At 64.7% G+C, this 26,303-nt stretch carries 24 protein-coding genes; 13 read left to right on the top strand and 11 right to left on the bottom strand.

Annotated features, from left to right (window positions below; translation table 11 throughout):
* Nucleotides 1–2 precede the first annotated feature (2 nt).
* The 3 genes from FJ951_RS17890 to cobO are packed head-to-tail and all read left to right on the top strand — an operon-like array spanning nt 3 to nt 1,924.
* A complete protein-coding gene (locus tag FJ951_RS17890; protein WP_140516394.1) occupies nt 3–800 on the top strand; it encodes a CbtA family protein in 798 nt (265 codons plus the stop codon).
* The gene (cobU, locus tag FJ951_RS17885) at nt 793–1,308 is read left to right on the top strand and encodes a bifunctional adenosylcobinamide kinase/adenosylcobinamide-phosphate guanylyltransferase (RefSeq protein WP_140516392.1); all 516 of its coding nucleotides are present in this window, start codon (nt 793–795) and stop codon (nt 1,306–1,308) included. Before FJ951_RS17890 ends, cobU begins: the two co-directional genes overlap by 8 nt.
* A 1-nt stretch (nt 1,309) precedes the next feature.
* On the top strand, nt 1,310–1,924 hold the full coding sequence (cobO, locus tag FJ951_RS17880; protein WP_140495605.1) for a cob(I)yrinic acid a,c-diamide adenosyltransferase: 615 nt from the start codon (nt 1,310–1,312) through the stop codon (nt 1,922–1,924).
* A 331-nt stretch (nt 1,925–2,255) separates the two neighbouring features.
* On the opposite strand, the gene cbiB is transcribed toward cobO, so the two are convergent.
* Nucleotides 2,256–3,224: an adenosylcobinamide-phosphate synthase CbiB gene (gene cbiB, locus FJ951_RS17875; RefSeq protein ID WP_140516390.1), complete on the bottom strand. Its 969-nt coding sequence runs from the start codon at nt 3,222–3,224 to the stop codon at nt 2,256–2,258.
* On the opposite strand from cbiB, the gene cobD reads away from it, so the two are divergent.
* Entirely contained in the window at nt 3,223–4,269 is a 1,047-nt protein-coding gene (gene cobD, locus FJ951_RS17870; RefSeq protein ID WP_140516388.1) for a threonine-phosphate decarboxylase CobD, read from the top strand. The two genes, cbiB and cobD, sit on opposite strands and share 2 nt — an antisense overlap.
* Nucleotides 4,266–4,775 (top strand): tyrosine phosphatase family protein, encoded by a 510-nt coding sequence (locus FJ951_RS17865; protein ID WP_140495608.1) that lies wholly within the window; start codon nt 4,266–4,268, stop codon nt 4,773–4,775. Before cobD ends, FJ951_RS17865 begins: the two co-directional genes overlap by 4 nt.
* Nucleotides 4,776–4,778: 3 nt before the next feature.
* On the opposite strand, the gene FJ951_RS17860 is transcribed toward FJ951_RS17865, so the two are convergent.
* The gene (locus tag FJ951_RS17860) at nt 4,779–5,582 is read right to left on the bottom strand and encodes a creatininase family protein (protein WP_140516386.1); all 804 of its coding nucleotides are present in this window, start codon (nt 5,580–5,582) and stop codon (nt 4,779–4,781) included.
* A 54-nt stretch (nt 5,583–5,636) separates the two neighbouring features.
* Nucleotides 5,637–6,020, bottom strand: a complete 384-nt coding sequence (locus FJ951_RS17855; protein WP_140495610.1) for a RidA family protein — start codon at nt 6,018–6,020, stop codon at nt 5,637–5,639.
* A 269-nt stretch (nt 6,021–6,289) separates the two neighbouring features.
* On the opposite strand from FJ951_RS17855, the gene FJ951_RS17850 reads away from it, so the two are divergent.
* The 7 genes from FJ951_RS17850 to FJ951_RS17820 all read left to right on the top strand — a co-directional run bounded on the left by FJ951_RS17850 (nt 6,290) and on the right by FJ951_RS17820 (nt 13,126).
* Nucleotides 6,290–7,294: an ABC transporter substrate-binding protein gene (locus FJ951_RS17850; RefSeq protein ID WP_140495611.1), complete on the top strand. Its 1,005-nt coding sequence runs from the start codon at nt 6,290–6,292 to the stop codon at nt 7,292–7,294.
* An 11-nt stretch (nt 7,295–7,305) separates the two neighbouring features.
* Nucleotides 7,306–8,127 carry an ABC transporter ATP-binding protein gene (locus FJ951_RS17845; RefSeq protein ID WP_140516385.1) on the top strand — a complete coding sequence of 274 codons (822 nt, stop codon included), beginning with the start codon at nt 7,306–7,308 and terminating at the stop codon, nt 8,125–8,127.
* Nucleotides 8,114–8,962, top strand: a complete 849-nt coding sequence (locus FJ951_RS17840) for an ABC transporter permease (protein ID WP_140516383.1) — start codon at nt 8,114–8,116, stop codon at nt 8,960–8,962. The genes FJ951_RS17845 and FJ951_RS17840 overlap by 14 nt, the downstream gene beginning before the upstream one ends.
* Nucleotides 8,963–8,966: 4 nt before the next feature.
* Nucleotides 8,967–10,268, top strand: coding sequence for a cytosine deaminase (locus tag FJ951_RS17835; protein ID WP_140516381.1), 1,302 nt, complete (start codon nt 8,967–8,969; stop codon nt 10,266–10,268).
* Nucleotides 10,268–11,671: an FAD-binding oxidoreductase gene (locus FJ951_RS17830; protein WP_140516380.1), complete on the top strand. Its 1,404-nt coding sequence runs from the start codon at nt 10,268–10,270 to the stop codon at nt 11,669–11,671. Before FJ951_RS17835 ends, FJ951_RS17830 begins: the two co-directional genes overlap by 1 nt.
* Nucleotides 11,672–11,957: 286 nt before the next feature.
* Entirely contained in the window at nt 11,958–12,539 is a 582-nt protein-coding gene (locus tag FJ951_RS17825; RefSeq protein ID WP_140516378.1) for an NAD(P)H-dependent oxidoreductase, read from the top strand.
* Entirely contained in the window at nt 12,539–13,126 is a 588-nt protein-coding gene (locus FJ951_RS17820) for an NAD(P)H-dependent oxidoreductase (protein WP_140516377.1), read from the top strand. The genes FJ951_RS17825 and FJ951_RS17820 overlap by 1 nt, the downstream gene beginning before the upstream one ends.
* Nucleotides 13,127–13,172: 46 nt before the next feature.
* Here the strand turns inward: FJ951_RS17820 and FJ951_RS17815 are convergent, their stop codons facing one another.
* Genes FJ951_RS17815 through FJ951_RS17800 form a run of 4 tightly spaced genes read right to left on the bottom strand, consistent with a single transcriptional unit; the run spans nt 13,173 to nt 19,836 of the window.
* Nucleotides 13,173–15,632, bottom strand: coding sequence for an FAD-dependent oxidoreductase (locus FJ951_RS17815; protein WP_140516375.1), 2,460 nt, complete (start codon nt 15,630–15,632; stop codon nt 13,173–13,175).
* Entirely contained in the window at nt 15,629–16,810 is a 1,182-nt protein-coding gene (locus tag FJ951_RS17810; RefSeq protein ID WP_140516373.1) for a pyridoxal phosphate-dependent aminotransferase, read from the bottom strand. Before FJ951_RS17810 ends, FJ951_RS17815 begins: the two co-directional genes overlap by 4 nt.
* Nucleotides 16,810–19,263: an FAD-dependent oxidoreductase gene (locus FJ951_RS17805; RefSeq protein WP_140516372.1), complete on the bottom strand. Its 2,454-nt coding sequence runs from the start codon at nt 19,261–19,263 to the stop codon at nt 16,810–16,812. Before FJ951_RS17805 ends, FJ951_RS17810 begins: the two co-directional genes overlap by 1 nt.
* A 30-nt stretch (nt 19,264–19,293) precedes the next feature.
* Nucleotides 19,294–19,836: an XRE family transcriptional regulator gene (locus FJ951_RS17800; protein ID WP_181167629.1), complete on the bottom strand. Its 543-nt coding sequence runs from the start codon at nt 19,834–19,836 to the stop codon at nt 19,294–19,296.
* Nucleotides 19,837–20,059: 223 nt separating this feature from the next.
* Between FJ951_RS17800 and FJ951_RS17795 the strand changes: the two genes are divergently transcribed.
* Entirely contained in the window at nt 20,060–20,764 is a 705-nt protein-coding gene (locus FJ951_RS17795; protein ID WP_140516370.1) for a nitroreductase, read from the top strand.
* A gap of 24 nt (nt 20,765–20,788) precedes the next feature.
* Here FJ951_RS17795 and FJ951_RS17790 read toward each other — a convergent pair whose 3' ends face one another.
* The 4 genes from FJ951_RS17790 to FJ951_RS17775 form a co-directional block, all read right to left on the bottom strand.
* Nucleotides 20,789–22,231: an MFS transporter gene (locus FJ951_RS17790; RefSeq protein ID WP_140516369.1), complete on the bottom strand. Its 1,443-nt coding sequence runs from the start codon at nt 22,229–22,231 to the stop codon at nt 20,789–20,791.
* A 160-nt stretch (nt 22,232–22,391) separates the two neighbouring features.
* Nucleotides 22,392–22,979 carry a sarcosine oxidase subunit gamma gene (locus FJ951_RS17785; protein WP_140516367.1) on the bottom strand — a complete coding sequence of 196 codons (588 nt, stop codon included), beginning with the start codon at nt 22,977–22,979 and terminating at the stop codon, nt 22,392–22,394.
* Nucleotides 22,972–25,965, bottom strand: a complete 2,994-nt coding sequence (locus tag FJ951_RS17780; protein WP_140516365.1) for a sarcosine oxidase subunit alpha — start codon at nt 25,963–25,965, stop codon at nt 22,972–22,974. The genes FJ951_RS17785 and FJ951_RS17780 overlap by 8 nt, the downstream gene beginning before the upstream one ends.
* Complete coding sequence (locus FJ951_RS17775) at nt 25,962–26,258, bottom strand: sarcosine oxidase subunit delta (RefSeq protein ID WP_140516363.1); 297 nt, start codon at nt 26,256–26,258, stop codon at nt 25,962–25,964. Before FJ951_RS17775 ends, FJ951_RS17780 begins: the two co-directional genes overlap by 4 nt.
* Between the last annotated feature and the right edge of the window lie 45 nt (nt 26,259–26,303).

Genomic DNA, 26,303 nt, shown 5'->3' with positions numbered 1-26,303 from the left:
TCATGAACCTGTTTCGCAACGTCGTGTTCATCGCGGCGATCGCAGGGCTCGTGGCCGGTGTCGTTCTCGCCTGCATGCAGGCCTATGCCACCGTGCCGTTGATCCTGAAGGCGGAAGTCTACGAACAGGCCGGCGGCGGCCACCACCACGACCATACCGCACCGGCCCCGACCGACAACAACGCCATGAACTCTGCCGCCCCGGCGGGCAATGCCATGAGCTCCGCCGCGCCGGCAGCCGCTGAAGCTGTTCCGGCTGAAGAGGAAGGCTGGGCGCCGGCCGACGGCTTCGAGCGCTTCGCCTTCAGCGTGCTTGCCAACATCGTCACCGGCATCGGCTTCGCGCTGGTCCTGGTCGCGGTTTCGGAATTCGCCGGCGGCATCGGCAACTGGCGCCAGGGCGTGTTCTGGGGACTGGCCGGCTTTGCCGTGTTCACGCTGGCGCCGGGCCTCGGCCTGCCGCCGGAACTGCCGGCCATGCCTGCCGCCGAGCTTCTGCCACGCCAGATCTGGTGGACGGCGACGGTGGCGGCGACGGCGATCGGCCTTGCCCTGATCGCCTTCCGCAAATCACTGCCGCTGGCGATTCTGGGCGTGGTGTTGATCGTCGCGCCGCATATTGTCGGCGCGCCGCAGCCGGACAGTTTCGAGACGCCGATTCCGGAAGGCCTGCATCATCAATTCGTGGTGGCGGTGACCGTAACCAACCTGGTGTTCTGGCTCGTGCTCGGCGCTGCCGTCGGCGTGGTGCGTGGACGCTTCACCGGCAGCGCGACGAGCCTGCGCGACAGCTTTGCCTGATCGCGGAAGACTGACCTTCATCATCGGCGGTGCGCGCTCCGGCAAGAGCGCGCACGCCGAAACGCTGATGACGGCCTTGCCTTCGCCATGGACCTACATCGCCACGGCGCAAGCCTATGACGACGAGATGCAGCAGCGCATCGCGTTGCACCGGTCGCGGCGCGGCGAGGGCTGGACGACCATCGATGCACCGCTTGGCCTTGTCGGTGCACTCGAGGCCCTACCGGAGGACCAGCCGGTCCTTGTCGACTGCCTGACGCTCTGGCTGACCAATCACATGCTGGCCGATCATGATGTAGAGGCCGAATGTCGGCGGCTGGCTGACATGCTGTCGCGGCCGCGCGGACCCTGGTTCGTGGTATCCAACGAGGTCGGGCAAGGCATCGTGCCCGACAATGCGCTGGGGCGCCGGTTCCGCGACGCCGCCGGCCGGCTCAACCAGCAGGTCGCGGCGATTGCCGAGAGCGTGCTTTTGATGGTGGCGGGGCTGCCGCTCAAGGTGAAGTGACATGACCGACATCGACGAAAAGGACGAAGAGCGCCACCGCGCCAAGATGGCCAAGCGCAAGGCGGTCCAAGACGCCGAGGTGGCGAGCAAGACGGTCGAAAAGGGGCTGCTGATCGTCAACACCGGCCCGGGCAAAGGCAAGACCACGGCTGCCTTTGGCCTGGCGCTGCGGATGCTGGGCTACGGCAAGCGCGTCGGCGTCGTCCAGTTCATCAAGGGCAAATGGCATACGGGTGAGAAGGAGGCCTTCGCCGCCTTCGGCGACCGCGTCGTCTGGCACGCGATGGGCGAGGGGTTCACCTGGGAGACGCAGGATCTGAAGCGCGACATCGCGGCGGCCGAGGCCGCCTGGGCCAAGGCGCTGGAGCTGATGGCCGATCCGTCGATCAGTCTCGTCGTGCTCGACGAACTCAACATCGCGCTGCGCTACGAGTATCTCGATCTGGACAAGGTGGTTGCCGCGCTGAAAGCGCGCCGCGAGGGCCTGCATGTCGTCGTCACCGGCCGCAACGCCAAGCCGGCGCTGGTCGAGGCGGCCGACCTGGTGACCGAGATGGGGCTGACCAAGCACCATTTCGCGGCGGGCGTGAAGGCGCAGCAGGGGGTGGAGTTTTGAGAGCTGTTGTCCCCTTTTGTGGATGAGCATTCAAGTCTGGTCGCCAAACGCTTCCAGCAGGGCTCACTTCCTTTCCCTCCGGAGGGAGGAAAGGTGGCGCTGCGAAGCAGCGACGGATTGGGGGAAGGCGGTGATCGAACGCGCGGTCCGCAGACAGGCAGGCGCAACCCGGCGGGTGCGAGAACCGCGACTGCCGAGCTCGTCGACCCCCACTCCGTCTCGGCTTCGCCGAGCCACCTCTCCCCCGATCGACGGGGGAGAGGAAAGGCGCGAACCTGTTGCAGCCCGGCTCCCTTCCTCCCCTTCGGGAGAGAACTCACGGGGGGTGAGATCATGCCAGAATGACGATCGCCGAAACCACGCCGAACAGCGCGATCAACAGGCAGTCGGCGACACGATAAAGTTTCAGCGCCCGCCTTATGTCGATGCTGTCGGCTTCGCGCCGGCCGCCTTCGCCCATGAACGCGTCGTCGACCGTTACGCCGCCATAGCTGCGCGGCCCGGCGAGGGCCAGGCCGAGCCCGCCCGCCATCGCCGCCTCCGGCCAGCCGGCATTGGGCGAGCGGTGCTTTTTCGCGTCGCGCCGCACCGCCTGCCATGCGGCTTTCGCGTCGGCGCCTTTCACCAGGAAAGCCGCCAACGTGATGAGCAACGCCGTCAGCCTCGACGCCGGCAGGTTGATCCAATCGTCGAAGCGTGCGGCTGCCCTGCCGAACGTTTCGTGGCGCGGCGTGCGATGGCCGATCATCGAATCGGCGGTGTTGGCGGCCTTGTAGGCGGCGCCGCCGGCGAGGCCGCCGACGCCCGTCCAGAAGGCGGGGGCAACGATGCCGTCGGAAAAATTCTCGGCCAGGCTCTCGATCGCCGCGCGGCAGACGCCGGCCCTGTCGAGGGTTTCGGGATCGCGGCCGACGATGCGCGAGACGGCGGCGCGGCCCATGTCGAGGCCGCCCGAGTCGAGCGCATCGGCGACGGCCTCGACATGCTCATAAAGGCTCCGCTGCGACAGGAACGATGTTGCCAGAAGGGCGGTGATGAACAGTCCCAGGGGAATGAACCAGAGCAGGATCTGCACGCACAGGCCAATTAGCGCCGGCACCAGCACGATGACCAGAAGCGCCTGGACACCACGTTGGCGACGCAGTGCGTCGGGATCAGTGGCGCGGTTGAGCCTGCGATCGAGAAAGGATATCAGCCTGCCAAACCACGTCACGGGATGGCCGATGGCGCGAAACAGCCAGTCGGGGTAGCCCAGCGCGGATTCGATGGCCAATGACAGGAAAGCGATCAGGACTGACATGAAGCTTCTTGAAGGAGCGGTGGACCATGGTGGAAGTCTCGGCCGGGCAAGGGCGCTTTTCCCCAACGCCCCCCAGCCTTTCGTCGACCTCTCGACCGGAATCAATCCGCACTCCTACCCGCTTTTCGAGCTGCCCGCCACCTCGCTGTCGCGATTGCCGGAAGCGGGGCGGGCGCGTGAGCTGACGGCGATCGCAGCCAGTAGCTATGGTGCGCCCTCGCCAGCCAATGTCGTCGCTGCGCCCGGTACGCAGATCCTGCTGCCGCGCGTGGCATCGCTGGTCGCGCCGGGCAGGGCGCTCGTTCTAGGGCCGACCTATGCCGAACATGCCCGCGCGGCGGCGATCGCGGGGCACGAGGTGACCGAAGTCAGCGATTTCGCTGATCTGGCGAATGCCGACCTTGCCGTCGTGGTCAACCCGAACAACCCGGATGGGCGCATCGTCGAGCGCGACCGGCTGCTGGCGCTGGCCGCCGGTTTGCGCGCCAAGGGCGGGCTGCTGGTCGTCGACGAGGCGTTCATGGATGTCGGCCCGCGCGAACACAGCCTTGCCGGCGATGTCGGCCAGGGCGGCATCGTCGTGCTGCGCTCTTTCGGCAAGTTTTTCGGGCTGGCCGGTTTGCGGCTTGGATTTGCGCTTGCCGATGCGCCGACGGCCCAGCGGCTGGAAACGCAATTCGGACCTTGGGCTGTCGCCGGCCCGGCGCTGGAATATGGCATTCGCGCACTTGCCGATATCGGCTGGCAGGACGCGATGCGCGCGTCGCTGGCGGAGGCATCGGCTCGGCTCGACGGACTGTTCGGTCGTTTCGGCGTGCCTGTCGCGGGCGGCACCACATTGTTCCGCTATTTCAGCCTGCCGGATGCCGCCGGCTTGTTTTCTGTGCTTGGCGAGCGCGGCATCCTGCTTCGCCATTTCACCGACCGCCCGCACGTCCTGCGGGCAGGCCTGCCGGGGAACGAGGAGGAGTGGCTGCGGCTCGAATCCGCCCTTGCCGAATGGGCGGCGCGGCGCGAGGATCGAGCGAAAGGTGTCGAACCATGATTCATGTCTGCTCGCTGGCAAAGGTCGAGGAAACGGTGGCGAGGACCGGCGCCGAGCGGCTGCTGTCGCTGTTGGCCGCCGGCACCGATGTGCTCCGCCCGGCCTCGATCATGAGGGAAAACCATCTGCACCTGGTCATGCACGACATCGCGGCGGCGCAGGATGGCATGACCATGCCGGGCGAGGAGCATGTGCGCAATCTGCTCGATTTCGCGCGCCGCTGGGACCGCGCAAGGCCGATGGTCGTTCACTGCTATGCCGGCATCAGCCGCTCGACAGCCTCCGCCTATATCATCGCTGCCGCGCTGGCGCCGAAACGCGACGAGGCCGAGCTGGCCCGGACGTTGCGGAGGTTGTCGCCTTCGGCGACGCCCAATCCGCGGCTGATCGCGGTGGCCGACGCGCTGCTTGGTCGAGGCGGCCGCATGATCGCGGCAATCGAAGCGATCGGGCGCGGCGCCGATGCCTTTGAAGGCAACCCGTTCGAACTGAGGATCGACGGCTAGAGGCTACTTCAGCCAATCGGCGAGCTTCGCCTTGCGTACGTCCCTAAGCAGGCTGACGAAACCATCAGCCTGGTATTCCGCTGTCAGCCGACCTTTTTCAGCCGTGGCAATGCTGGCGTCGCCGACCACGCCGTTCGGGTTGAGATCGCTGGCGATCCAGGCGAAGGCGTGGGTGCCGGTGTGCCGCAGCAGCGCGAATTCCTTCTCGGCCTTGGCGACATTGGACACGAAATTGTCGGCCCTGGCCATGTCGACGAGATCCGGCCGGAAATGCAGCATCAGCGAGGTCTCGACGTCGCCGCCATGGATGCCGTGGCGGTCCTCGAGTTCGGTGTACATGCCGGCCGGGCGGCCGAAGCGTTGCCAACTGGTCTTCACCGCCAGCATCTTTTCGCGCACCCGCAATTCGCGCGTGACGATGCCCATGATCTCCTCGTTGCCGCCATGCGAGTTGACGACGACCAGCTTGCGCACGCCTGCCCGCGCAATCGACACGCCAAGCTCGGTCCAGGCGTCCGCCAGCGTCGTTGCCGGCAAAGTAAGCGTGCCCGGCGCGTGAAGATGCTCGTTCGATTTGCCCACCGCCTGGACCGGAAGGATGCGGATGTCGAGATCGTCGGGCAGGCGGGCGATCACCGTGTCGAGCATGCCGTTCATGATCGAGGTGTCGGTCGAGACAGGCAGATGCGGTCCATGCTGCTCGATCGCCGCCACCGGCAGTACGGCGATCGTCGCTTCGGGATCGATCGAGGCATATTCGGTGGTCCGATAGTCACCCCACCACACACGTCTTTTTGCTACGGTCATGTCATGCCTCTTCGATGAACGGTGAGACCTAGCGCGAGATACACGGCGTGTCGATCACCCGGCCGCGATGGCCTCGACCTCGACCTTGAATTCAGGCCGGGCAAATCCGCTGACGATCATCAGGGTCGAGGCCGGCGCGGGGTTCGAAAAAAGCCGGTCGCGAACATCCATATAGGGTCTCAGATGCGCGCGGTCGGTGACATAGGCGTTGATGCGAACGATATCGCCGAGCCCCAGCCCCGCCTCGCCGAGGATCGCGGCGATGTTCTTGAAGCAAAGCTCGGCCTGGGCGCCGGCGTCTTCGGGGATCTGGTCGTCCGCCGTGATCGCGACCTGGCCTGAACACAACACCAGCCGCTTGCCCGGGGGCACTTCGACGCCGTGACTGTAGCGGGCAAAAGGCGGCTTGATCGACTTCGGGGTGAGGAACTTGAACATGGCAATCTCCTGGATACCGCCAGCCTAAGACTGGATTCATCACAGCTTCAAGATGGCGGTGCATGTCGCCGGTGCGATTGTGGACAGGCGTTTAAAAAATAGGCACGATGCCTCCGGTGCAGCACGACCTTTCCGGCGTTCGCAGATGGCTGTGGTGCAGGCGGGCGGGTCCCGGCGCGAGACGCCGGTGGCATGTGTCTTGCTTCTTGAATCTCTGGTGTCGAGCCTGGCGCGTGGCGCGCCGGAGCAAACAAAGGGTGGTGGTGTCGATGTACGGAAAACTGAAGATGTCGGTAGCGGCGGTGGCCGTGCTTGCAGCGAGCACGCTTGGTGCCGCGGCAAATGAAAAAGTCACCTTCGGCACCAACTGGCTGGCCGAGCCGGAACATGGCGGCTACTACCAGGCCGTGGCCGACGGCACCTATGCCGCCTGCGGCCTCGACGTCACCATCATGCAGGGTGGCCCGCAGGTCAGCGGCCGGCCGATGCTCCTGGCCGGCAAGATCGATTTCTACATGGGCGGCAACCTGCTGTCGGCCTTCGACGCCGTCCAGCAAGGCATTCCGATGCGCGTGGTGGCGGCGGACTTCCAGAAGGATCCGCAGGTCATCATGTCCCATCCCGGCGAGGGGCTGGACAAATGGGAGGACCTGAAGAACGCCGAGCAGTACATTCTGGGTGACGAGGGCGCGCAGACCTTCTTCCAGTGGATGATCATCGAGCTCGGCTTCGACGCGGCCAAGCGCGTGCCCTACACCTACAACACTGCTCCCTTCCTCGCCAACAAGAAGTCGATCCAGCAAGGCTATGTCACGTCCGAGCCGTTCGCGGTCAAAAAGGAAGGCGGCTTCGTGCCCAACCAGTTCCTGCTCGCCGACTATGGCTGGGACACCTATTCGACGACGATCGAGGTGATGCAGGACACGATCGACAAGAAGCCGGAGGTGGTCCAGTGCTTCGTCGATGGCTCGGCCAAGGGCTGGTACAAATATCTCTACGGCGACAACAAGGCCGCCAACGACATGATCAAGAAAGACAATCCTGACATGACGGATGAGCAGATCGCTTTCTCAATCGAGCAGATGAAGAAGTTCGGCCTAGCCGATTCCGGCGACACCGAGAAGCTCGGCATCGGCGCCATGAACGAGGCGCGGATCAAGAGTTTTTACGACAAGATGGTCAAGGCCAAGGTCACGCCCGCCGGCATCGACATCACGAAAGCCTACACGCTGGCCTTCGTCAACAAGGGCGTCGGGCTCGAGCTGAAGAAATAGGCCGTCCCGGCATGATGCAGGAAAAGGTGGCGCAAGCGCCAGTGAAGACTTCGGTCTCCTTGTTGGCGCTGCGGGGCGTCGGCAAGGTCTTTTCCAATGGCGTGACGGCGCTCGCCGACGTCGACCTGGCGATCCGGGAAGGGGATTTCCTCAGCCTGCTCGGGCCGTCCGGCTGCGGCAAGTCGACGGCGCTGCGGCTGATCGCCGGCCTGTCAACGCCGACCTCCGGCATGCTCGACTGGCGTGCGGGCGGTTCGCTCGACCGCTCGAACATCGGCTTCGTGTTCCAGGAGCCGACATTGCTGCCCTGGGCCAGTGTCTTCGACAATGTCTGGCTGCCGCTCAGGCTGAAGGGCGTCAGCCGCGCCAAGGCGGCACCGGTGGTGACCGAGATGCTGGCAAGGGTTCATCTCACCGGCTTCGAGAACGCCGTGCCGCGCGAACTGTCGGGAGGCATGAAGATGCGCGTCTCGATCGCACGGGCCCTGGTGACCAAACCGCGCGTGCTTTTGATGGATGAGCCGTTCGCGGCCCTCGACGAAATCACTCGCTTCAAGCTCAACAACGATCTGCTGGAGTTGTGGCAGGACGAGCGCTTCACCGTCGTCTTCGTCACGCATAGCGTCTTCGAAAGCGTGTTTTTGTCCAACAGGGTTGTCGTGATGGCGGCGCGGCCAGGCAGGATCTTCGACGAGCTTGCCATTGACGCGGCCTATCCGCGCGACGAGGCCTTTCGCACCTCACCCGATTATGCGGCGCTGTGCCGGCAGACGTCCGACGTGCTGGTCAAGGCCATCAACTCAATTGCAGGCTCGCATCATGACGACCCTTGACGGTGCATTGAAACTCGACCCCGAGGAAGCACGCCGCGCGCGCCAGGAGCGGCTCGAGCGGATCGGCCGCTGGGTTCTGCCGCTGGCGATCATGATCCTGGCGATCTGGCTGTGGGACCGTATCTGCGTGTGGAATGAAATTCCGCAATACATCCTGCCGCGTCCCGGTGTGGTGCTGGCAACGCTCTACAACGACGCCGGCCTGCTGTTCTCCGCACTGCTGGTCACCTTGCGCATCACCTTCCTCAGTCTGCTCCTTGCCGTCATCGGCGGCGTCGGGCTGGCGGTGCTGTTCGCGCAGTCGAAATGGGTGGAGATGTCGTTCTTTCCCTTCGCCATCGTGCTGCAGGTGACGCCGATCGTGGCCATCTTCCCGCTGATCAACATCTATGTCGACAACCAGACGACCAAGCTTCTGCTCTGCGCCTGGATCGTCGCCTTCTTTCCGATCCTCTCCAACACCACCCTCGGCCTGAACTCGGTCGACCGCAATCTGCGCGACCTGTTCAAGCTCAACGGCGCAACGCGCTGGCAGCAATTGCGCTATCTCAGGCTGCCGGCGGCGATGCCGTATTTTCTCGGCGGGCTGAAGATCGCCGGCGGCCTGTCGCTGATCGGCGCGGTGGTGGCCGAGTTCGTCGCCGGCGCCACCGGCCAGTCTTCGGGCCTCGCCTCGCGCATCATCGAGGCCGGCTACCGGCTGAACGCGCCCAGGCTGTTCGCGGCGCTGTTCCTGATCTCGCTGACCGGCATCCTGATCTTCCTCGTGCTGTCGCTGATTTCGCATCTCATCTTACGGCGCTGGCACGAGAGCGCGCTGAAGCAGGAGCGGTAGCGCCTTGATTCCGAACACAGGTTCATACCGGCTCGCCAACGCACGCGTTCATCGGTCCGTCACGCCTGGCCTTGCCGCGCCCTTCGACGGCGACGGTTTCGCACTTGCCGACATCGCGGTGGGCGACGGCAAGATTTCCAGCATTGCTGTTCCTGGCAGATCGAACGCACCTGCCGATGCGATCGACCTCGGCGGGCGGATTCTGCTGCCGTGCTTCATCGATTGTCACACCCATATCGACAAGGGCCATATCTGGCCGCGAAAACCCAATCCTGACGGCACTTTCATCGGGGCGCTGAATGCCACAGGTGCCGACCGCACTGACCGCTGGAGTGCCGAGGACGTGGCGCGGCGCATGGATTTCTCGCTGCGCTGCGCCTACGCGCATGGCACCAAAGCACTGCGCACGCATCTGGACAGTGTCCCGCCGCAGGAGGAAATCTCCTGGCCGGTGTTCGAGACGATGCGCGAGAGGTGGCGCGGCCGCATCGAGTTGCAGGGCGCCTGCCTGATTGGCGTCGAGGGCGTGCGCGACAAGAATTGGTTCGACAGGCTGGCCAAAAGGGTGGCCGCCGCCAAGGGCGTGCTTGGCGTCGTCACCTACATGGTGCCGGATCTGGAAGAACTGCTCGACCATGTCTTCTCCCAAGCCGTCAAGCATGGCCTCGATCTCGATTTCCATGCCGACGAGACCGACGACGTCGCGGCGATCTCGCTGAAGAAGATCGCCGAGGCGTCGCTGTGGAGCGGCTTCGAGGGCAAGATCCTCGTCGGCCACTGCTGTTCGCTGGCGCGCCAGCCGGACCTCGAGGTGCTGGACACGCTGGACAAGGTGGCGAAAGCCGGGCTGGCGATCGTCTCGCTGCCGATGTGCAATCTCTATCTGCAGGACCGGCGGCGCGATCAAACCACGCCCCGCTGGCGTGGGGTGACGCTGCTGCACGAGATGAAGGCGAGGGGCATTCCGGTCGCGGTCGCTTCCGACAACACGCGCGATCCCTTCTATGCCTATGGCGATCTCGACATGCTGGAGGTCTACGGCATGGCGACGCGCATCCTGCATTTCGATCATCCGGTCGCCGATTGGCCGCGGGCCGTCACGGCAACGCCGGCTCACGTGATGCGGCTCGATGGTTTCGGCACGCTTGCCGCCGGCGGCGATGCCGACTTCATTGTCTTCAAGGGCCGCAGCTGGACGGAATTGCTGTCTCGGCCCGAATCGGATCGCATCGTGGTGCGCGCCGGGCGAGCGATCGACCGGCAATTGCCCGACTATGCCGAACTCGACGAGCTGATGGTGGACTGATGGATATCGCCGCGCTGAAACGCGATCTCGACGGGATAAAACTCGACGACAATCCGGCCATCGTCCAGCAGAAAAGCCGCGATTTCTACTGGTACAGCCCGGTGCTGAAGCAGCAGCTCGATCACGTCACCGGCGACCTGGTCGTGACACCCAAGAACGAGGCCGAGCTGATCCGCGTGCTTGCCGCCTGCCACCGGCATGGCGTGCCGGTGACGCCGCGCGGCAGCGGCACAGGCAATTACGGCCAGGCGATGCCGCTCTCGGGCGGCGTGGTGCTCAACCTTGCCGAGATGAACGAGATCAAGTCGATCGCGCCGGGGCGCGTGGTGACCGGGCCGGGCGCGGTGCTGGCCGACATCGACAAGGCAACGCGGGCGCATTCAGGGCAGGAACTGCGGCTCTCACCCTCGACCTACAACACCGCCTCGATCGGCGGCTTCATCGCCGGCGGTTCGGGCGGCGTCGGTTCGATCAATTTCGGCGGCTTGCGTGATTTCGGCAATGTGCTGCGCCTGCGCGTGGTAACCATGGAGGCCGAGCCGAGGGCGCTCGAACTCACCGGCGAGGATCTGCACAAGGTGACGCATGCATACGGCACCAACGGCATCATCATGGAAGTCGAAATGCCGCTGACCGCGGCATATGAGTGGATCGACATCATTGTCGGCTTCGACGCCTTCATGAATGCGGCGCGCTACGGCAACGCGCTGGCCTGCCAGGACGGCATCCTGACCAAGCTGATCACGCCGATCGCGGCACCGGTGCCGCAGCTCTATTTCAAACGGCACCAGAAATTCCTGAAGGATGGGCAGAGCATCTGCGTCGTCATGGTGGCGCGGCATGGGCTGGACGCCTTTCTCGCTTTCACGCGGCGGGCTGGAGGCGAGGTGGTGTTCAATGCCGCGACGGCGACGCCGGAGGAGAAAAAGGGCCTGCCGCCGGCCTATGAGCTGGCCTGGAACCACACGACGCTCAGGGCGCTGCGGATCGACCCCGACATCACCTATCTGCAGTCGCTCTATCCCTTTCCCAACCAGCTGGCGCTGGTCGAGAAAATGGACGCGATGTTTCCAGGCGAAGTGTTCTCGCATCTGGAGTTCGTGCGGCTGGATGGCAACATCACCTGCTTCGGCCTGCCGCTGGTCAAGTTCACCACCGAGGCGCGGCTCGACGAGATCATCCGCTTGCATGAGGAGAATGGCTGCCCGATCTTCAACCCGCATCGTTACACGCTGGAAGAGGGCGGCATGAAGCAGACCGATGCGGTGCAACTCGCCTTCAAGCGCGAGACCGATCCGCAAGGACTGCTCAATCCCGGCAAGATGATCGCCTGGGAAAACCCGGATTATGATTACCGTTCGGGACGAACTTTTCTGTTCAAGGGGCTGCAGAGGACGGGATGAGGAGAGGTTCGCGCTTGAACACCCCCCTCTGGCCTGCCGGCCCGGGCCCTTCGCTGTCGCTTCGGGCGTTCGTCGCTCGGAAAGCCAAGAAATTGGCTTCCCGTCCGCTGCGCGGACCACTCCTCACCCCCCGCATGGGGGGAGATCGGCAGCTTAAGCGCTGCCGCCAACCTGCCGCGCTGACAATTGGCGAAAGCAAGGAGATAGTCCGATCTCCCCCCTTGCGGGGGAGATGCCCGGCAGGGCAGAGGGGGGTGCCTCGCGCTGACCCAGGCAATGCTTCGCCATGAACATCCTCGTCGTCCACGCCCATCCGGTCGAAACCAGCTTCAATGCCGGCCTGCACCGGACGATCGTCGAGCGACTGACGGCTGCCGGCCATGCGATTGACGACTGCGACCTCTATGCAGAGGATTTCGATCCGCGGCTCTCTCGCCAGGAGCGGCTGGACTACCACAATCCGCGCGGCTCCGCCGACCCTGCGGCGCCGTATGTCGAACGCCTGCTGCGCGCCGATGCGCTGGTGCTTTCCTATCCGGTCTGGAACTACGGCTTTCCGGCAATTCTGAAAGGGTTCTTCGACCGCGTCTTCCTGCCCGGCGTGTCGTTCAAGCTGGTCGACGGCAAGGCGCAGCCGTCGCTGCACAACATCAGGAAGATCGCGGCGGTCACCACCTATGGCGGCAGCCGGTTCCGCGCCATGCTGATGGGTGACCCGCCGCGCAAACTGATCAAGCGCATGCTGCGCGCCACGGTCAAGCCGGGCGCTTCGGTTTCCTATCTGGCGCATTATTCGATGAACATTTCGAGCGACGAGACGCGCAAGGCGTTCTTGGCCAAGGTCACGGCCAGCATGGACAGATTCTGATGCGCGCGCTGGTGGTTTATTGCCATCCGGTGCCGGAGAGTTTTTGCGCCGCTATCCGCGACACCGCCGTGGAGGTGCTGACGCGAAAGGGCTGGGAGGTGCGGCTGCTCGACCTCTATGCCGAGAAGTTCGATCCGGTGATGAGCTGCGAGGAACGGCGTTTCTACAACAACCAGGCGCCGCAGGACCTTGCGCTGAAGCCGCATTTCGAGCTGCTCAACTGGGCCGAGGCAATCCTCTTCGTCTATCCGACCTGGTGGTACGGGCTGCCGGCGATGCTGAAGGGTTGGCTCGACCGGGTGTGGGCGACGGACGTCGCCTTCAAGCTGCCGGCCGGCAAGGGGCGGATCAAGTCGCTGATGCGGCATGTGACTAAGGTCGGCGTCATCACCACCTGCGGCGCGCCGACATGGTGGAGCGTCGTCGTCGGCCAGCCCGGGCGCAAGACCTTGCTGCGCGGCATGCGCGCGCTGTGCGCCACGCGCTGCCGGACTTTCTTCATGGCGCACTATCTGATGGACGCCTCGACGCCGAAGACGAGAGCCGCGTTTCTGGCGAAGGTGCGGGCGAAGCTGGAGCGGTTTTGAGGGGGCGTTTTTCCCTTCTCCCACAAGGGGAGAAGGGAAAACCGCGCTACATCTTCACCCGTTCCGCCTTCGGATCATACATCGGCTTCAGCGATGCCTCCGCCGCAAACCGCTCGCCGGCGATCTCGATCTCATAGGACGAGGCCAGCACATCCGCCTCGGTCTCGCCCTGGCAGGGCACATAGCCCAGCCCGATCGCGCCGCCGAGATGGTGGCCGTAATTGCCTGAGGTGATCGGACCGACGATCTTGCCGTCGCGCAGGATCGCCTCGTTGTGGAAGAGAAGCGGCTGCGGGTCCTTCAGCCGGAACTGGATCAGCCGGCGGCTCAACCCGGCTTCCTTCTTCTTCAACACCGCGTCGCGGCCGATGAAATCGCCCTTGGCCGTCTTCACCGCGAAGCCGAGGCCGGCTTCCAGCACATTGTCCTCGTCGGTGATGTCGTGACCGAAATGGCGGAAAGCCTTTTCGATGCGGCAGGAATCGAGCGCATGCAGCCCGCACAGCTTGAGGCCGACATCGGCGCCGGCCGCGTCGATCGCCTCGAAGACGTGGGCCGCCTGGTCGGTCGAGACATAGAGCTCCCAGCCGAGTTCGCCGACATAGGTGACACGGTGGGCGCGGGCGAGGCCCATGCCGATCTCGATCTCCTGGAACGTGCCGAACGGATTGTTCTCGTCGGAGAAGTCGTTGGGGCTGACCTTCTGGATCAGCTTTCGCGCATCCGGGCCCATCAGGCAGAGAACGCTTTCGGCTGCGGTTACATCGGTGATGACGACGAACTCATCTGTCACGTGCTTGCGCAGCCAGGCAAGGTCGCGCTGCAGCGTGGCGCCGGGCACGACGAGGAAATAGGCGGTGTCCGACAGGCGCGACACCGTGAGATCGCTCTCGATGCCGCCGCGCCGGTTGAGCATCTGCGTATAGACGATCTTGCCCGGCGCCACGTCTATGTTGTTGGCGCAGAGTTTTTGCAGGAAGGCGCAGGCGTCGCGGCCTTCGACGCGGATCTTGCCGAACGAGGTCATGTCGAACAGGCCGACCTTGTTGCGGACGGCGAGGTGCTCCTCGCGCTGGTTGTCGAACCAGTTCTGCCGCTTCCAGGAATAGCGGTACTCGCGCTCCTGTCCCTCGCGCGCGAACCAGTTGGCGCGCTCCCAGCCGGCGACCTCGCCGAACACGGCGCCGCGCGCCTTCAGATGCTCATGCAGGGCTGAACGGCGCACGCCGCGCGACGTCGCCATCTGGCGATAGGGGAAATGGTCGGCATAGAGCAGGCCGAGCGTTTCGGAGACGCGCTCCTTGAGGTAACGGCGGTTCTTCTGGAAAGGCTGGGCGCGGCGGATGTCGACTTCCCACAGGTCGAACGGTGCCTCGCCGTCGTTGATCCACTGTGCCAGCGCCATGCCGGCGCCGCCTGACGAGACGATGCCGATCGAATTGTAGCCAGTCGCCATCCAGTAGCCACGCAGTTCCGGCGCCTCGCCGAGATAGTAGCGGTCGTCGGGCGTAAAACTTTCGGGGCCGTTGAAGAAAGTATGGATGCCGGCGGTGGCCAGCATCGGCATGCGGTTGACGCCCATTTCCAGGATCGGCTCGAAATGGTCCATGTCCTCGGGCAACTGGTCGAAGCAGAAATCCTCACGGATGCCATCCATGCCCCACGGCTTGGCCACTGGCTCGAAGGCGCCGAGCATCATCTTGCCGGCATCTTCCTTGTAATAGGCGCACTCGTCGGGCACGCGCAGCACCGGCAGGCGGCTCAGCCCCGGGATCGGCTCGGTAACGAGGTAAAAATGCTCGCAGGCGTGCAGCGGGATGGTGACGCCGTTCTGGGCGCCCAGTTCGCGCGCCCACATGCCGGCGCAGTTGACGACGATGTCGGTCTCGATCGTGCCTTGCTCTTCACCCTGCGCCCAGGACACGCCGGTGACGCGGCCTGCCTTGGTGTGGACCTTGGTGACCTTCACATTTTCAACGATGGTGGCGCCGCGTTGGCGCGCGCCCTTCGCTAGCGCCATGGCGATGTTGGCGGGGTCGCACTGGCCATCAAGCGGCAGATGCACGGCGCCGACGACGTCGGACACGTTGAGATGCGGGTACATCTCCTTGACTTCCCTGGGCGAAATCTCGCGCACGTCGACATCGAAGGCGAGGGCGAGTGACGCCTGACGGTAGATCTCGTGCTTGCGCTCCTCGGTCAGCGCGACGGTGATCGAGCCGACTTGGCGCATGCCGGTGCCGACCTCGGTCTCGGCTTCCAGCTTGACGTAGAGGTCGGCCGAATATTTCGCCAGCCGCGTCATGTTCTGCGAGCCGCGCAACTGGCCGATCAGGCCGGCGGCATGCCATGTCGTGCCCGAGGTCAGCTGCTTGCGCTCCAGAAGGACGATGTCGGTCCAGCCGAGCTTGGCCAGGTGATAGGCGACCGAGCAGCCCGAAACGCCGCCGCCGATGATGACGGCCCTTGCCTTGGCGGGAATGGTTCTGGGGGAAGGGGTGTTCATGCGGCCTCGCGGCGGTAGCTGGAGACAAAGCGGCGCAGCCGGAGCGCTGCTTCCCGCAAGACGGGTTCCGGCTGGCACAGGCTGACGCGGATATGTCCGGCCGCGGCCTCGCCGAAGCTGGAGCCGGGCATGACGCCGACCTTCTCCTTGTCGAGGAAGGCGAAAGCGAATTTCTCGTCGTCGGATTCGACGGCCGATATGTCGAGCATGACATACATGCCGCCTTCGGAGCCGCGCACGCCGACATCGTTCATGCCGCGCACGGCGTCGAGCAGGACGGCGCGTCGCGCCGCATAGCGTTCGGCAATTTCCTTCACGCCATAACCCTTCTCCAGCGCCTGGGTGCAGGCGATCGAGATGAAGGCCGGCAGGCCGTAGGTCGTCACCAGATTGAGGTTGGTCAGCAGCGAGATCATCTCGCTGGGGCCGGTCAGCCAGCCCATGCGCCAGCCGGTCATGCCGTGGCTCTTGGACATGGAATTGATGACCAGCGTGCGCTCGGCCATGCCGGGCAGGGAACGCGGCGAGATGTGCTCGCCACCGCCGAGCGTCCAGTAGACTTCGTCGGACAGCAGCCACAAATCGTGCTTGCGGCAGACCTCGGCCAGCTGTTCCAACCGTTCGCGCGAATAGACGGCTCCGGTCGGGTTGTTCGGCGTGTTGATCAGGATGGCGCGCGTGTTCGGCCGAAGTGCCGCGCGGATCATGTCGGCGCGGGGCTGAAAACCGTCCTCGGCCGGCGTCTCGACAACCGTGAAGGTCGCGCCCGCGGCGCTGAAGGTGTTGGGGTAGGTCGCGTAGTATGGCGCGACCACGATCGCGTGGTCGCCCGGATCGAGCACGGCCTGCACGGCGGCGTAGAGCGCCGCCTGGCCGCCCGGCGTGGCGATGACCTGGTCCGGGGTCGTCCCGACGCCCGTGCAGGCGACCGAGGCCGCCGCCATCGCCTTGCGCAGGCGCGGCAGGCCGGGCAAAGGGGTATAGTGGTGATTGCTGCCGCGAACCGCGGTCACGCAGGCCTCGATCGTTTCGGAAGGTGTGTCGAAATCGTGATCGCCGACAGACAGCATGATGATGTCCTCGCCGGCTTCCTTGCGGGCCCATGCGGCGAAGTGGACTTCCCAGCCATCCTTGCCCGACGGCACGATGCCTGAAATGCGCGATGATGGTTTTGGCATCAGGCTCTCAACCTTTCGTTCTTCGGATCCCACAAGGGCTCATCGTTCTGCACGACCGCCTTGAAACGGTCGCCGAAGATCTCGATCTCCACGGCGGTGCCGGGCTCCGCCAGATCGGCACGCAGCATGCCGAGCGCGATCGACTTGCCGACGCGATGGCCCCAGCCGCCCGACGTCGTCTCGCCGACGATCTGGCCGTCATGCCACAGCGTCGACATGTAGGGGGCGTCGCAATCGCCGGGGTTTTCGACCACCAGCGTGACGAAGCGCTTCTTGACGCCCTGCTGCTTCTCGTTCTGGAGCGCCGCCTTGCCGCGGAACTCGGGCTTGTCCCATTTGACGAACCGCTCGAGCCCGCCTTGCAGGATCGAGTAGTCGGTCGAGAGGTCGCCTTTCCAGGTGCGATAGCCCTTTTCAAGCCGCAACGAATCCAGCGCGTACATGCCGAATGGTTTCAGGCCGTGCGGCTGTCCCGCCGCGCAGATGGTGTCGAAAACGGCGGCGGTGTCGTCGACCCTGGTGTGGATTTCCCAGCCGAGTTCGCCGGCGAAGGAGACGCGGACCAGCTTCGCCCAGCGCCCGGCGATCTTGGTTTCCTGATGCGTGAGCCAGGGCAAGGTCAGGTCGGCCTCACAGACGGCGGCGAGGATTTCCCGCGACTTGGGTCCGGCCAGGGTTTGGGTGGAGAATTCCTCGGTCCGGTCGATCAGCTTGAAAGTCGCATCGACGGGCATGTGCGATTTCAGCCATTCGAAATCATGCCATTGCGCCACCGCCGCGGTGATCAGCGTCATGGATTCCTCGCCGTGGCGCACCACCGACATTTCGGTGACGATGCGGCCCTTGTCGTCGGAGAAATAGACGAGACCGATGCGGCCGGGCTTCGGCACGAGGCCGGTCACTTGCCGGCTAAGCCATTCGGCGGCGCCCGGACCTTCGAGGTTGAAGCGCGAAAAACCCGGCAGGTCGAGGATGCCGGCGGCGTCGCGGACGGCCAGGCATTCCTCGCGCACGCGGTGCTGCCACGGCCCGTCGCGACGGAAGGTGAGCGTTGCTTCCTCCGAGACGTCGTCGCCATCCTGCGCATACCAGGTGGCGCGCTCCCAGCCATTATAGGCGTCGAAGCGCGCGCCGAACGCCTTCATGCGATCATGGATCGGCGACAATTTCCTGTCGCGTCCCGCCGGCCAGGCATGGCGCGGAAACTGGATGACGTATTCGTTGCCGTAGATCTCCATGCCTTTGGCAACGCAGTAATCCGGAGCCGAAGCGAAGGACGTGAAGCGGCGCGGGTCGCAAGACCACATGTCCCATTCGGTCTGGCCTTGCGTGACCCATTCGGCCAACACCTTGCCTGCACCGCCGCCTTGCGCGATGCCGAAGGTGAAGACGCAGGCCTCGAACGCATTGGGGACGCCCGGCATCGGCCCGATCAGCGGATTGCCGTCCGGCGCATAGGGGATCGGGCCGTTGATGACCTTGGACAGGCCGGCGGTACCCAGGATCGGCACGCGGGCGACGGCGTCTGCCAGATAGTGTTCCAGCCGGTCGAGATCGTCGGGGAAAAGCTGGAAGGAAAAATCCTCCGGCATCGGGTCGTTGTGACCAGCCCAATGCGCGCGGCAATTGCGCTCATAGGGACCGAGATTCATGCCGTTCTTTTCCTGGCGCAGATAATAGGAGGTATCGACGTCGCGCAGCAGCGGCAACTTTCTGCCCTGTTCCTTCGACCATGCCGCGAGTTCGGGGATCTCCTCGAACAGGATATACTGATGGCTCATCACCATCATCGGCACCTCGCGGCCGAACATTTTTCCAACTTCGGCGGCACGGTAGCCGGCGGCGTTGACGACGATCTCGCAGCGGATCTCGCCTTGCGGCGTCACGACCACCCATTCGTCCTTGTCGCGGCGCACGCCTTTCACCGGGCAGAAGCGTATGATCCGGGCACCCATGTCGCGCGCGCCCTTGGCCAGCGCCTGGGTCAGCTGCGCCGGGTCTATGTCGCCGTCGCTCGGGTCGTAGAGGGCGCCTTTCAGCTCATGCGTCTCGATGAAGGGATAGCGGCACTTGATCTCGTCCGTGCCGACAATCTCGATGTCCATGCCCTGGTAGCGGCCCATGCCCTTGGCGCGCTGGAACTCCTGCATGCGCTCTTGCGTGTGGGCAAGCCGCAGGGAGCCGGTGACATGGTAGTTCATGGGATAGTCGACGGCCTCGGCCAGCCCGCGATAGAGCTCGGTCGAATAGCGCTGCATGTTCATCAGCGACCAGGACGAGGAGAAGGTCGGCACGTTACCGGCGGCATGCCAGGTCGAGCCGGAGGTGAGTTCATTCTTTTCCAGGAGAACGCAGTCGGTCCAGCCCGCCTTGGCGAGATGGTAGAGCGAGGAGGCGCCGACGACACCGCCTCCGATGATCACCACGCGTGCCGTGCTCGGCAAACCGGCCATGTTCTTCTCCAACCCTTGGTCCAATTTCATTCAATAAACTGGCGGCGAAACCACCCAGATGACGACCGCCGGCTCCATTCCCGGATTGCGCCAGCGGAATGGCTTGCCCTCGAAGCGAAAGGAATCGCCTTCGCCGAGCCGATGCCATGTCCCCGATATTTCGATGTCGAACGTCCCCGACACGACATATCCAGCCTCTTCGGTCGGCCGACGCGCCTCGCTCTTGAGCTCAGCGCCCGGCGCGAAGACGGAACGCAGCATCTCGAAGCTACCGCCGAGATCGGGCGACAGAAGCTCCTCCATGAGGCCGGATTCGCTTGTGCCAAGGGTGCGGCGGCTGCCGGCCCGCACGACCGCGCCGCGCTCGCTTTCGACAGGCACGTCGTGGCCGAAGAACAGGCTGACCGGCACGCCGAACAGTTCGCCGAAAGCCCGGAGATCACTGAGCGACGGTGTCGACAGGCCGCGTTCGACCTGGCTGACCCAGCCGACCGACCGGCCGAGTTTCAGGGCGATCTCGGCGAGCGTCAACCCTCGCGCCTTGCGCAGCGCCCTGATGTCGCTGGCCAGCAATCGCTCGTAATTTCCCTGCAATGCTTTCGCTGTAGTTGGAGGCAAATCGCGCTCTCGTGAAAAAATCCCATCAAATTTCATGAGATGCCGAAGCGGTGAAAAAATCAAGCGGATTTTCACGGGTGCACAAGATTTGCTTGCGCGATTTTGGCGGTTCATGCAAAGGCTCGGCCGCGAGCGGCGAGTGGGGACGTCCGATCGGGACACAGGGTAAGGACGGCCCATGCTTGGAAAGAAGGCTCGAATCACGGTTGATGCCGAGATCGTCGACGACGCGATCGTATCGCGCCGGTCGGTGCGCGCTTTTCTGCCCGACATGGTCGACGACAACACGATCCGCGACATACTGGCGGTCGCGGCACGCGCCCCTTCCGGCACCAATATGCAGCCATGGCGGGTCTATGTCACCAAGGGTGACACCAAGCAGCGGATATCGGATGCCATCCTGAATTCCGGCATCCGTGCTGAAAAGGCCGATTGGGACGAATATCGCTATTATCCCACGCAGTTCTTCGAACCCTACCTGACCCGCCGCCGCGCCAACGGTTTCGGGCTCTACGGCGCGCTCGGCATCGGTCGCCGCGAGGTCGACAAGATGCGTGCCCAGCACGACCGCAACTTCGTCTTCTTCGACGCGCCGGTCGGCATGATCTTCACCATCGACCGCCGGCTTAACCAGGGTTCCTGGATCGACTACGGCATGTTCCTGCAGAACATCATGGTTGCCGCGCGGGGCAGGGGCTTGCACACCTGTCCGCAGGCGGCGTTCGCGCCCTATCACCGGCAGATCAGGCCGGTGCTCGGCATTCCCGACGAGGAGATCGTCGTCTGCGGCATGGCGCTCGGTTATGAAGATACGTCGAAGCCCGAAAACGCCTTCCGAACCGACCGCGTGCCGCTGGAGGAATGGGTGACGTTCAGCGAGTAGGCCGCTGCTGCGCTGCGACATCCGCTATTCCGTGTTCATCTGGGCGCCATGGCCGCTGACATGGGCGCCATCCTGCGGCGTCAGCTTGAGATAGGCTGATAGCGCGCACAGCGTGATGACACCCTCGATCACGAACAGTATCCGGAAGTCATTGGCGACGGCCGGGCCGCCGCCGGCCAGAAACGATAGTGCCGCGGCGGCCAGGCCGACGCTGATCGCCACCGCCAGTTGCCACAATATGTAATAGAGCGCGCTGAAGCGGGCGAGCTGATCGGGCGCGATGTCGGAATAGGCAAGGTTGCCGGTCGACGCCCATTGCGCGGAACGGAAGACGCCGAAGATGAAGATGTAGGCAAGCACGATCCACACCGGTGTGGTCGCCTGCATCAGGGCAAAGCCCGCAACCATGGCCGCGACGACGGGCGTGTTGAAAACCAGCACGCGGCGGAAACCGAAGCGGTTGAGCAGGCGAGGCATGAAGACACGCATGACCACCGACCCGACCGCGGCGACGAAGGTCAGCGATCCCGCCTGTACCGCGCTCATGCCGAAGCCGAGCTGGAACATCAGCGGCAGCAGGAAGACGACGGAGCTGAGGCCGATCGTGTCCAGACCGCCGCCGGTGAGGAAGGAGATGCGGAAGGTGCGGATGCGCAGGAGCTTGAGGTCGAGCAAGGGATTGCGCACGCGCAGGCAATAGAACGAGGCGACCGTCAGGATGACCAGCGCCAGGGCAAGCTCGGCCGCGATCACGCCGGCGGCCGCATCTTTCGCCGCCAGCGAATCCATGCCGAAGACAAGCAGGACCATGCCGCTGCCGACCAGCAGGAAGCCCGGGAAATCGAACGGTGTGCGCACGGGTTTGGTCACCGTCGGAAACAGCGAGGCGGCAAGGACAGCCGCGGCCAGCGCGAAGGGCACGTTGATGAAGAAGATCCAGCGCCAGGAAATGTAAGTGGTCAGCGCGCCGCCGACGAGCGGACCGACGAGCGGGCCGGACTGGCCGGCCAGCGAGATATACATGTTGATCTTCAGCGTCCGGCTTCGAGGGAAGGTCGACAGGATGACGACCTGACCGAGCGTGCCCATCAGCGCGCCGCCGAAGCCCTGCAGCGCGCGGGCGCCGACCAGCGTCCAGATGTTGTCGGACAGGCCGCACAGCGCCGACGAGGCGGCGAATACCAGCAGCGCAAAGCAGTAGACGTTGCGCAGGCCGAAGCGGTCGGCAGCCCAACCGCCGAGCGGCATCGAGATGATCAGGCTGGCGACGTAGACCGTGATCAGCAGGCCAAGCTGGCTCGGTGGACGGCCAAGGCTTTCGCTGATGCCGGGCAGCGCCGTCACCACGACATTCTGGTCGAGACTGGTCATGAACACGCCGCAGGCGACCGTCAGCGGCAGCAGGAGCAGGGCTCTGGCTGGCACATCGGCGCGATCGGTGACGCCGGCGGATATTTCTGCGGTCATGGAGATATTCGAACCAAACGGATGCGCGGATTCTGGAGACGGGTTTTGTTACCCTTCGGACCGGCTTGACGGCCATGTCATGCCAGTATGACGGCCGCCGGCGCATTGCTGTAGCGTCAGAGCCGGCCGGCCTTGATGCCAGAATTCGTCGACCCCGAGCCTACTGGACCTCGTAGCCGACTTCCTCGCTGGCGTGACACAGCGCCTTCCAGAAGGAGCGCGCGAACGAGCGAAAGACGTAGATGTCGAACTGGTCGCCGCCGGTGCGCTGGACCTGGGCGAAGACATCGTGATGGGTGGTCGAGCGGCCGGCGCCGAGCGGGAAGGCCGGCAGCGCGAAATCGATGGCGAAGAACTTCGCCAGCACCCATTCGGCCTTCGGACCGGCGATGCGGATCGCGGTGCGGCCATGCGAAAGATCGGTCACCGTGCCGATGGCGGGGGTCACCACGCCCGCGAAAGCCGCGGCCAGCCCCTCGGCTTCGTCGGCTACGGTGAACTTTCCCGGTGCGAAACCGAATGCCGATTTGGCGCCATTGGTGGCGCCACCGCCGGCACCGTCGGGCAACGCAAGCCCGGTGACGGCGCGGATGCCTGATATCAGTTTCTTCTCTTCGCCCGGCCAGGCGGCGAGCTGCACGATCGAACCCGGTCTCGTCTCGGTCAGGATGACCTCGACACCATGTTCGAAATTGCCGTGCGAGCCGACATGGAATTCCGGTTCCAGCGGTGAAAGGCGCTCAACCATGCATGCGGCTCCCGTCCGGATCGTAGAAGTGGTTGGAAACGATCTCGACCGGTCCGAACCGGTTGCGCAGCGGATCGGAGACATGGGCGCGCGAGCCGTGCCTGGCCTTGCCGCCTTTGATCAGCGCCAGCGCGATGTGCTTGCCGAGCGCCGGCGAATAGCAGCAGGCCGTGATGTGGCCGATGGAGCCGTGCGGGTTGGACTCGTCAAGCTCCTCGACGATATGCGCGCCGCCGTTGAGCGGCCTGTTGTCGAGCGAGACCAGGCCGACAAGTTCCAGCCGGTCGGGCGAGATGAGGCCCTCGCGGTCCATCATCGCCGAGCCGATAAACGGCTTCTTCTTCGACAGCATCCAGTCGAGATGCAGGTCGCGCGCCGTGGTGCGGCCGTCGATCTCGGCGCCCGTCACATGGCCTTTCTCGATGCGCATGGTGCCCAGTGCTTCCAGTCCGTAGGTTACCAGTCCGAACGGCTTGCCGGCCTCGATAAGCGCTTCCCAGACATGCGTGCCATGGTCGGCGCCGCAATAGACCTCGAACGCCATTTCGCCGGAAAAGGACAGCCGGCAGATCATCACCGGCACACCAGCGATCTGGCCATGCACGATGCCCATGAACGGCAGCGCCGCATTGTCGACAGCGGTGCCGACGACGCAGCCGGCCAGGATCTGCCTGGCTTTCGGCCCGCCGATCGCGGCACCCGCCCACTGGTCGGTCACGGAGGTGACATGAACCTTGAGCTCCGGCCAGACCACATCGAGGAAATATTCCAGATGCTGCATAACCTTGCCGGCATTGGCCGTGGTGGTGGTCATCAGGAAATCCTGTTCGCCGAGCCGCCATGTGGTACCGTCGTCGAAGGCCAGCCCGTCCTCGCGCAGCATCAGCCCGTAGCGCGCTTTGCCGACGGCCAGCGTGGAAAACATGTTGGTGTAGACACGGTCGAGGAATTCGGCCGCGTCCGGACCTTGCACCGCGATCTTGCCCAGCGTCGAGACATCGACGATGCCGGCGCTTTCGCGCGTCGCCCTGGCCTCGCGCACATAGGCCTGCTCGACCGTTTCGCCGGCAAGGCCGTAGATCATCGGCCGGTACCACAGGCCGGCGGAATACATGGTTGCGCCATTGGCGACATGCCAGTCATGCATCGGCGTCAGCCGTTCGGGCTTGAGGTCGCCGAAGCGCTCCGCCGCCAGTGATCCGATCGAAACCGGTGCAAAAGGCGCCCGGAAGCGCGTCGTGCCGACTTCCGGGATCGGCTTGCCCAGCGCCTCGGCCATGATGGCCAGGCCGGGGACGTTGGAATTCTTGCCCTGGTCGGTCGCCATGCCGAGCGTGGTGTAGCGTTTCAGATGCTCGACCGAGACGAAGCCTTCGCGGTGCGCCAGCCGCACGTCCTCCGACGTCACGTCGTGCTGGAAGTCGACGAAGCTCTTGCCGCTGGCCCTGATCTCGAACACCGGCGCCGGATCGGGATCGCAAGCTACGGCTTCGACCGGGGGCAGTGCGGCCGGCGTGGCTTGCGCGCCTGCCGCGGCAAGGCCCGCGGCGCGGCCCTCGATCATTGCTTCGGCCGTGGAAAAGCTGCCGGTGAAGGCGCCGGCGCCAATCCAGTTCTGCGTCGGCTTCGGCGGCAGGAAGGCTTGTCGGGCGGCATTCCACTGCGCCTTGGCGCCGGCCTGGCTGGCCAGATGGATGGTTGGCGACCAGCCGCCCGACATCAAGAGGCAGTCGGCATGGATGCTGCGAGAATCGCCGGTGAACGTGCCGTTGGTCATGTCGAAGCGCTGCAGCTTGACGCCGGAGAGCGCCTTGCCGCCCTCAGTGGCGATCACGGCATGGCCGGGAAAGATCTCGGCTTCGGTCTCCTCGGCCAGCTTGCGCATTTCGCCCGAAAGCTCGGAGCGGACATCGACAATCGCGGCAATCCTTGCGCCGGCCTTCTTCAGCGCCAGGGCGCAGCGATAGGCGCTGTCATTGTTGGTGAACAGCGCGACCGTCTGCCCCGCCAGCACGCCGAATTCGTTGGCGTAGCGCTCCGCGGCATGCGCCAGCATCACGCCCGGGCGGTCATTGCCCGGAAATACGAGCGGCCGTTCGAAAGCGCCGGTGGCCAAGACCACCGATCGGGCGCGGATCGCCCAATAGCGATGGCGCGGTTCGCCCTTGCCGGGTGTCTCCTTGTGATCGGTGACGCGCTCAAGGGCGGCAAGCGTATTGCTGTCGTAGTAGCCCCAGACCGTGGTGCGCGGCAGAAGCCGGACGTTGTCGTAACCCTCGAGCTGGGCCACGGTTCGCCTGGCCCAGTCGGCCGCCGGCAGGTCATCGATCGTCTCGTTCGACCAGTTGGCCGAGCCGCCGAAACGTGGATCGAGTTCGCTAAGCATGACGCGCGCGCCCTGGTCAGCAGCGGCCTTGGCGGCCGTCAGCCCGGCAGGGCCGGAGCCGACCACCAGCACGTCGCAAAAGGCGTTCATGCGCTCATAGCGCGCCGGGTCGGCGGCGGAACCGGCCCGGCCGAGGCCGGCGGCGCGGCGGATGAAATGCTCGCAGAACATCCAGAAGCGCGTGCCCTTCAGCGGACCGATCACCGGACCCATGAAGGTCTTGTAGTAGAAGCCGGCCGACAGGAGCTTGCCGCCGAGCTGGTTGACGGCGCTGACGTCCCAGGCCAGAGACGGAAAACGGTTCTGGCTGACGGCGACCAGCCCGTCATGAAGCTCGACCATGGTCGCCGCGACGTTGGGCTCGCGGACCTCGCCCTTCAGCACCGTCACCAGCGCGTTCGGCTCTTCCACGCCTGCTGTCAGGAGGCCGCGCGGGCGGTGGTATTTGAACGAGCGCCCGTAAAGCGTGACGCCGTTGGCCAGCAGTGCCGAAGCCAGCGTATCGCCGGCATGGCCGGTGTAGGACGCGCCATCAAAGGTGAAGCGGATGGTCTTCAGCCGGTCGATGCGGCCGCCGGTCTCGGTCCGGCGCGGGCTCACGATCTGCCCTCCGCCTTGCGACGCGCGACCGGGCCGTGGTCGCCGCGTGCGAAGGCGACGCTGGAAATCTCATGCGTCAGCGTGTTGCGCACGACCCTGAGATGCGCGCGGCAGCCGCCGGAATGCTGCCAGATCTCGTTGTGGTCTCCGGCCGGGTTCAGCCGGTCATAGACATAGGCGTTCCAGGCTTCGAAGTTCTGCGAGGCGGGGTCGGGACGCTCGCGGTTGCCGTCACCCTGGTAGGTGAACTCGATGACGTCGCGCGGGCCGCAATAGGGACAAGTGATCAACATCGGATATTCCTGGTGCAGCCTTGCTCGGTGAAGCCTTGCTTGGAG

Source organism: Mesorhizobium sp. B2-2-3, from assembly GCF_006442405.1.
Classification (GTDB): domain Bacteria; phylum Pseudomonadota; class Alphaproteobacteria; order Rhizobiales; family Rhizobiaceae; genus Mesorhizobium.
The sequence above is the reverse complement of the archived record's forward strand: the minus strand, read 5'-3'. Positions and strand labels throughout refer to the sequence as shown.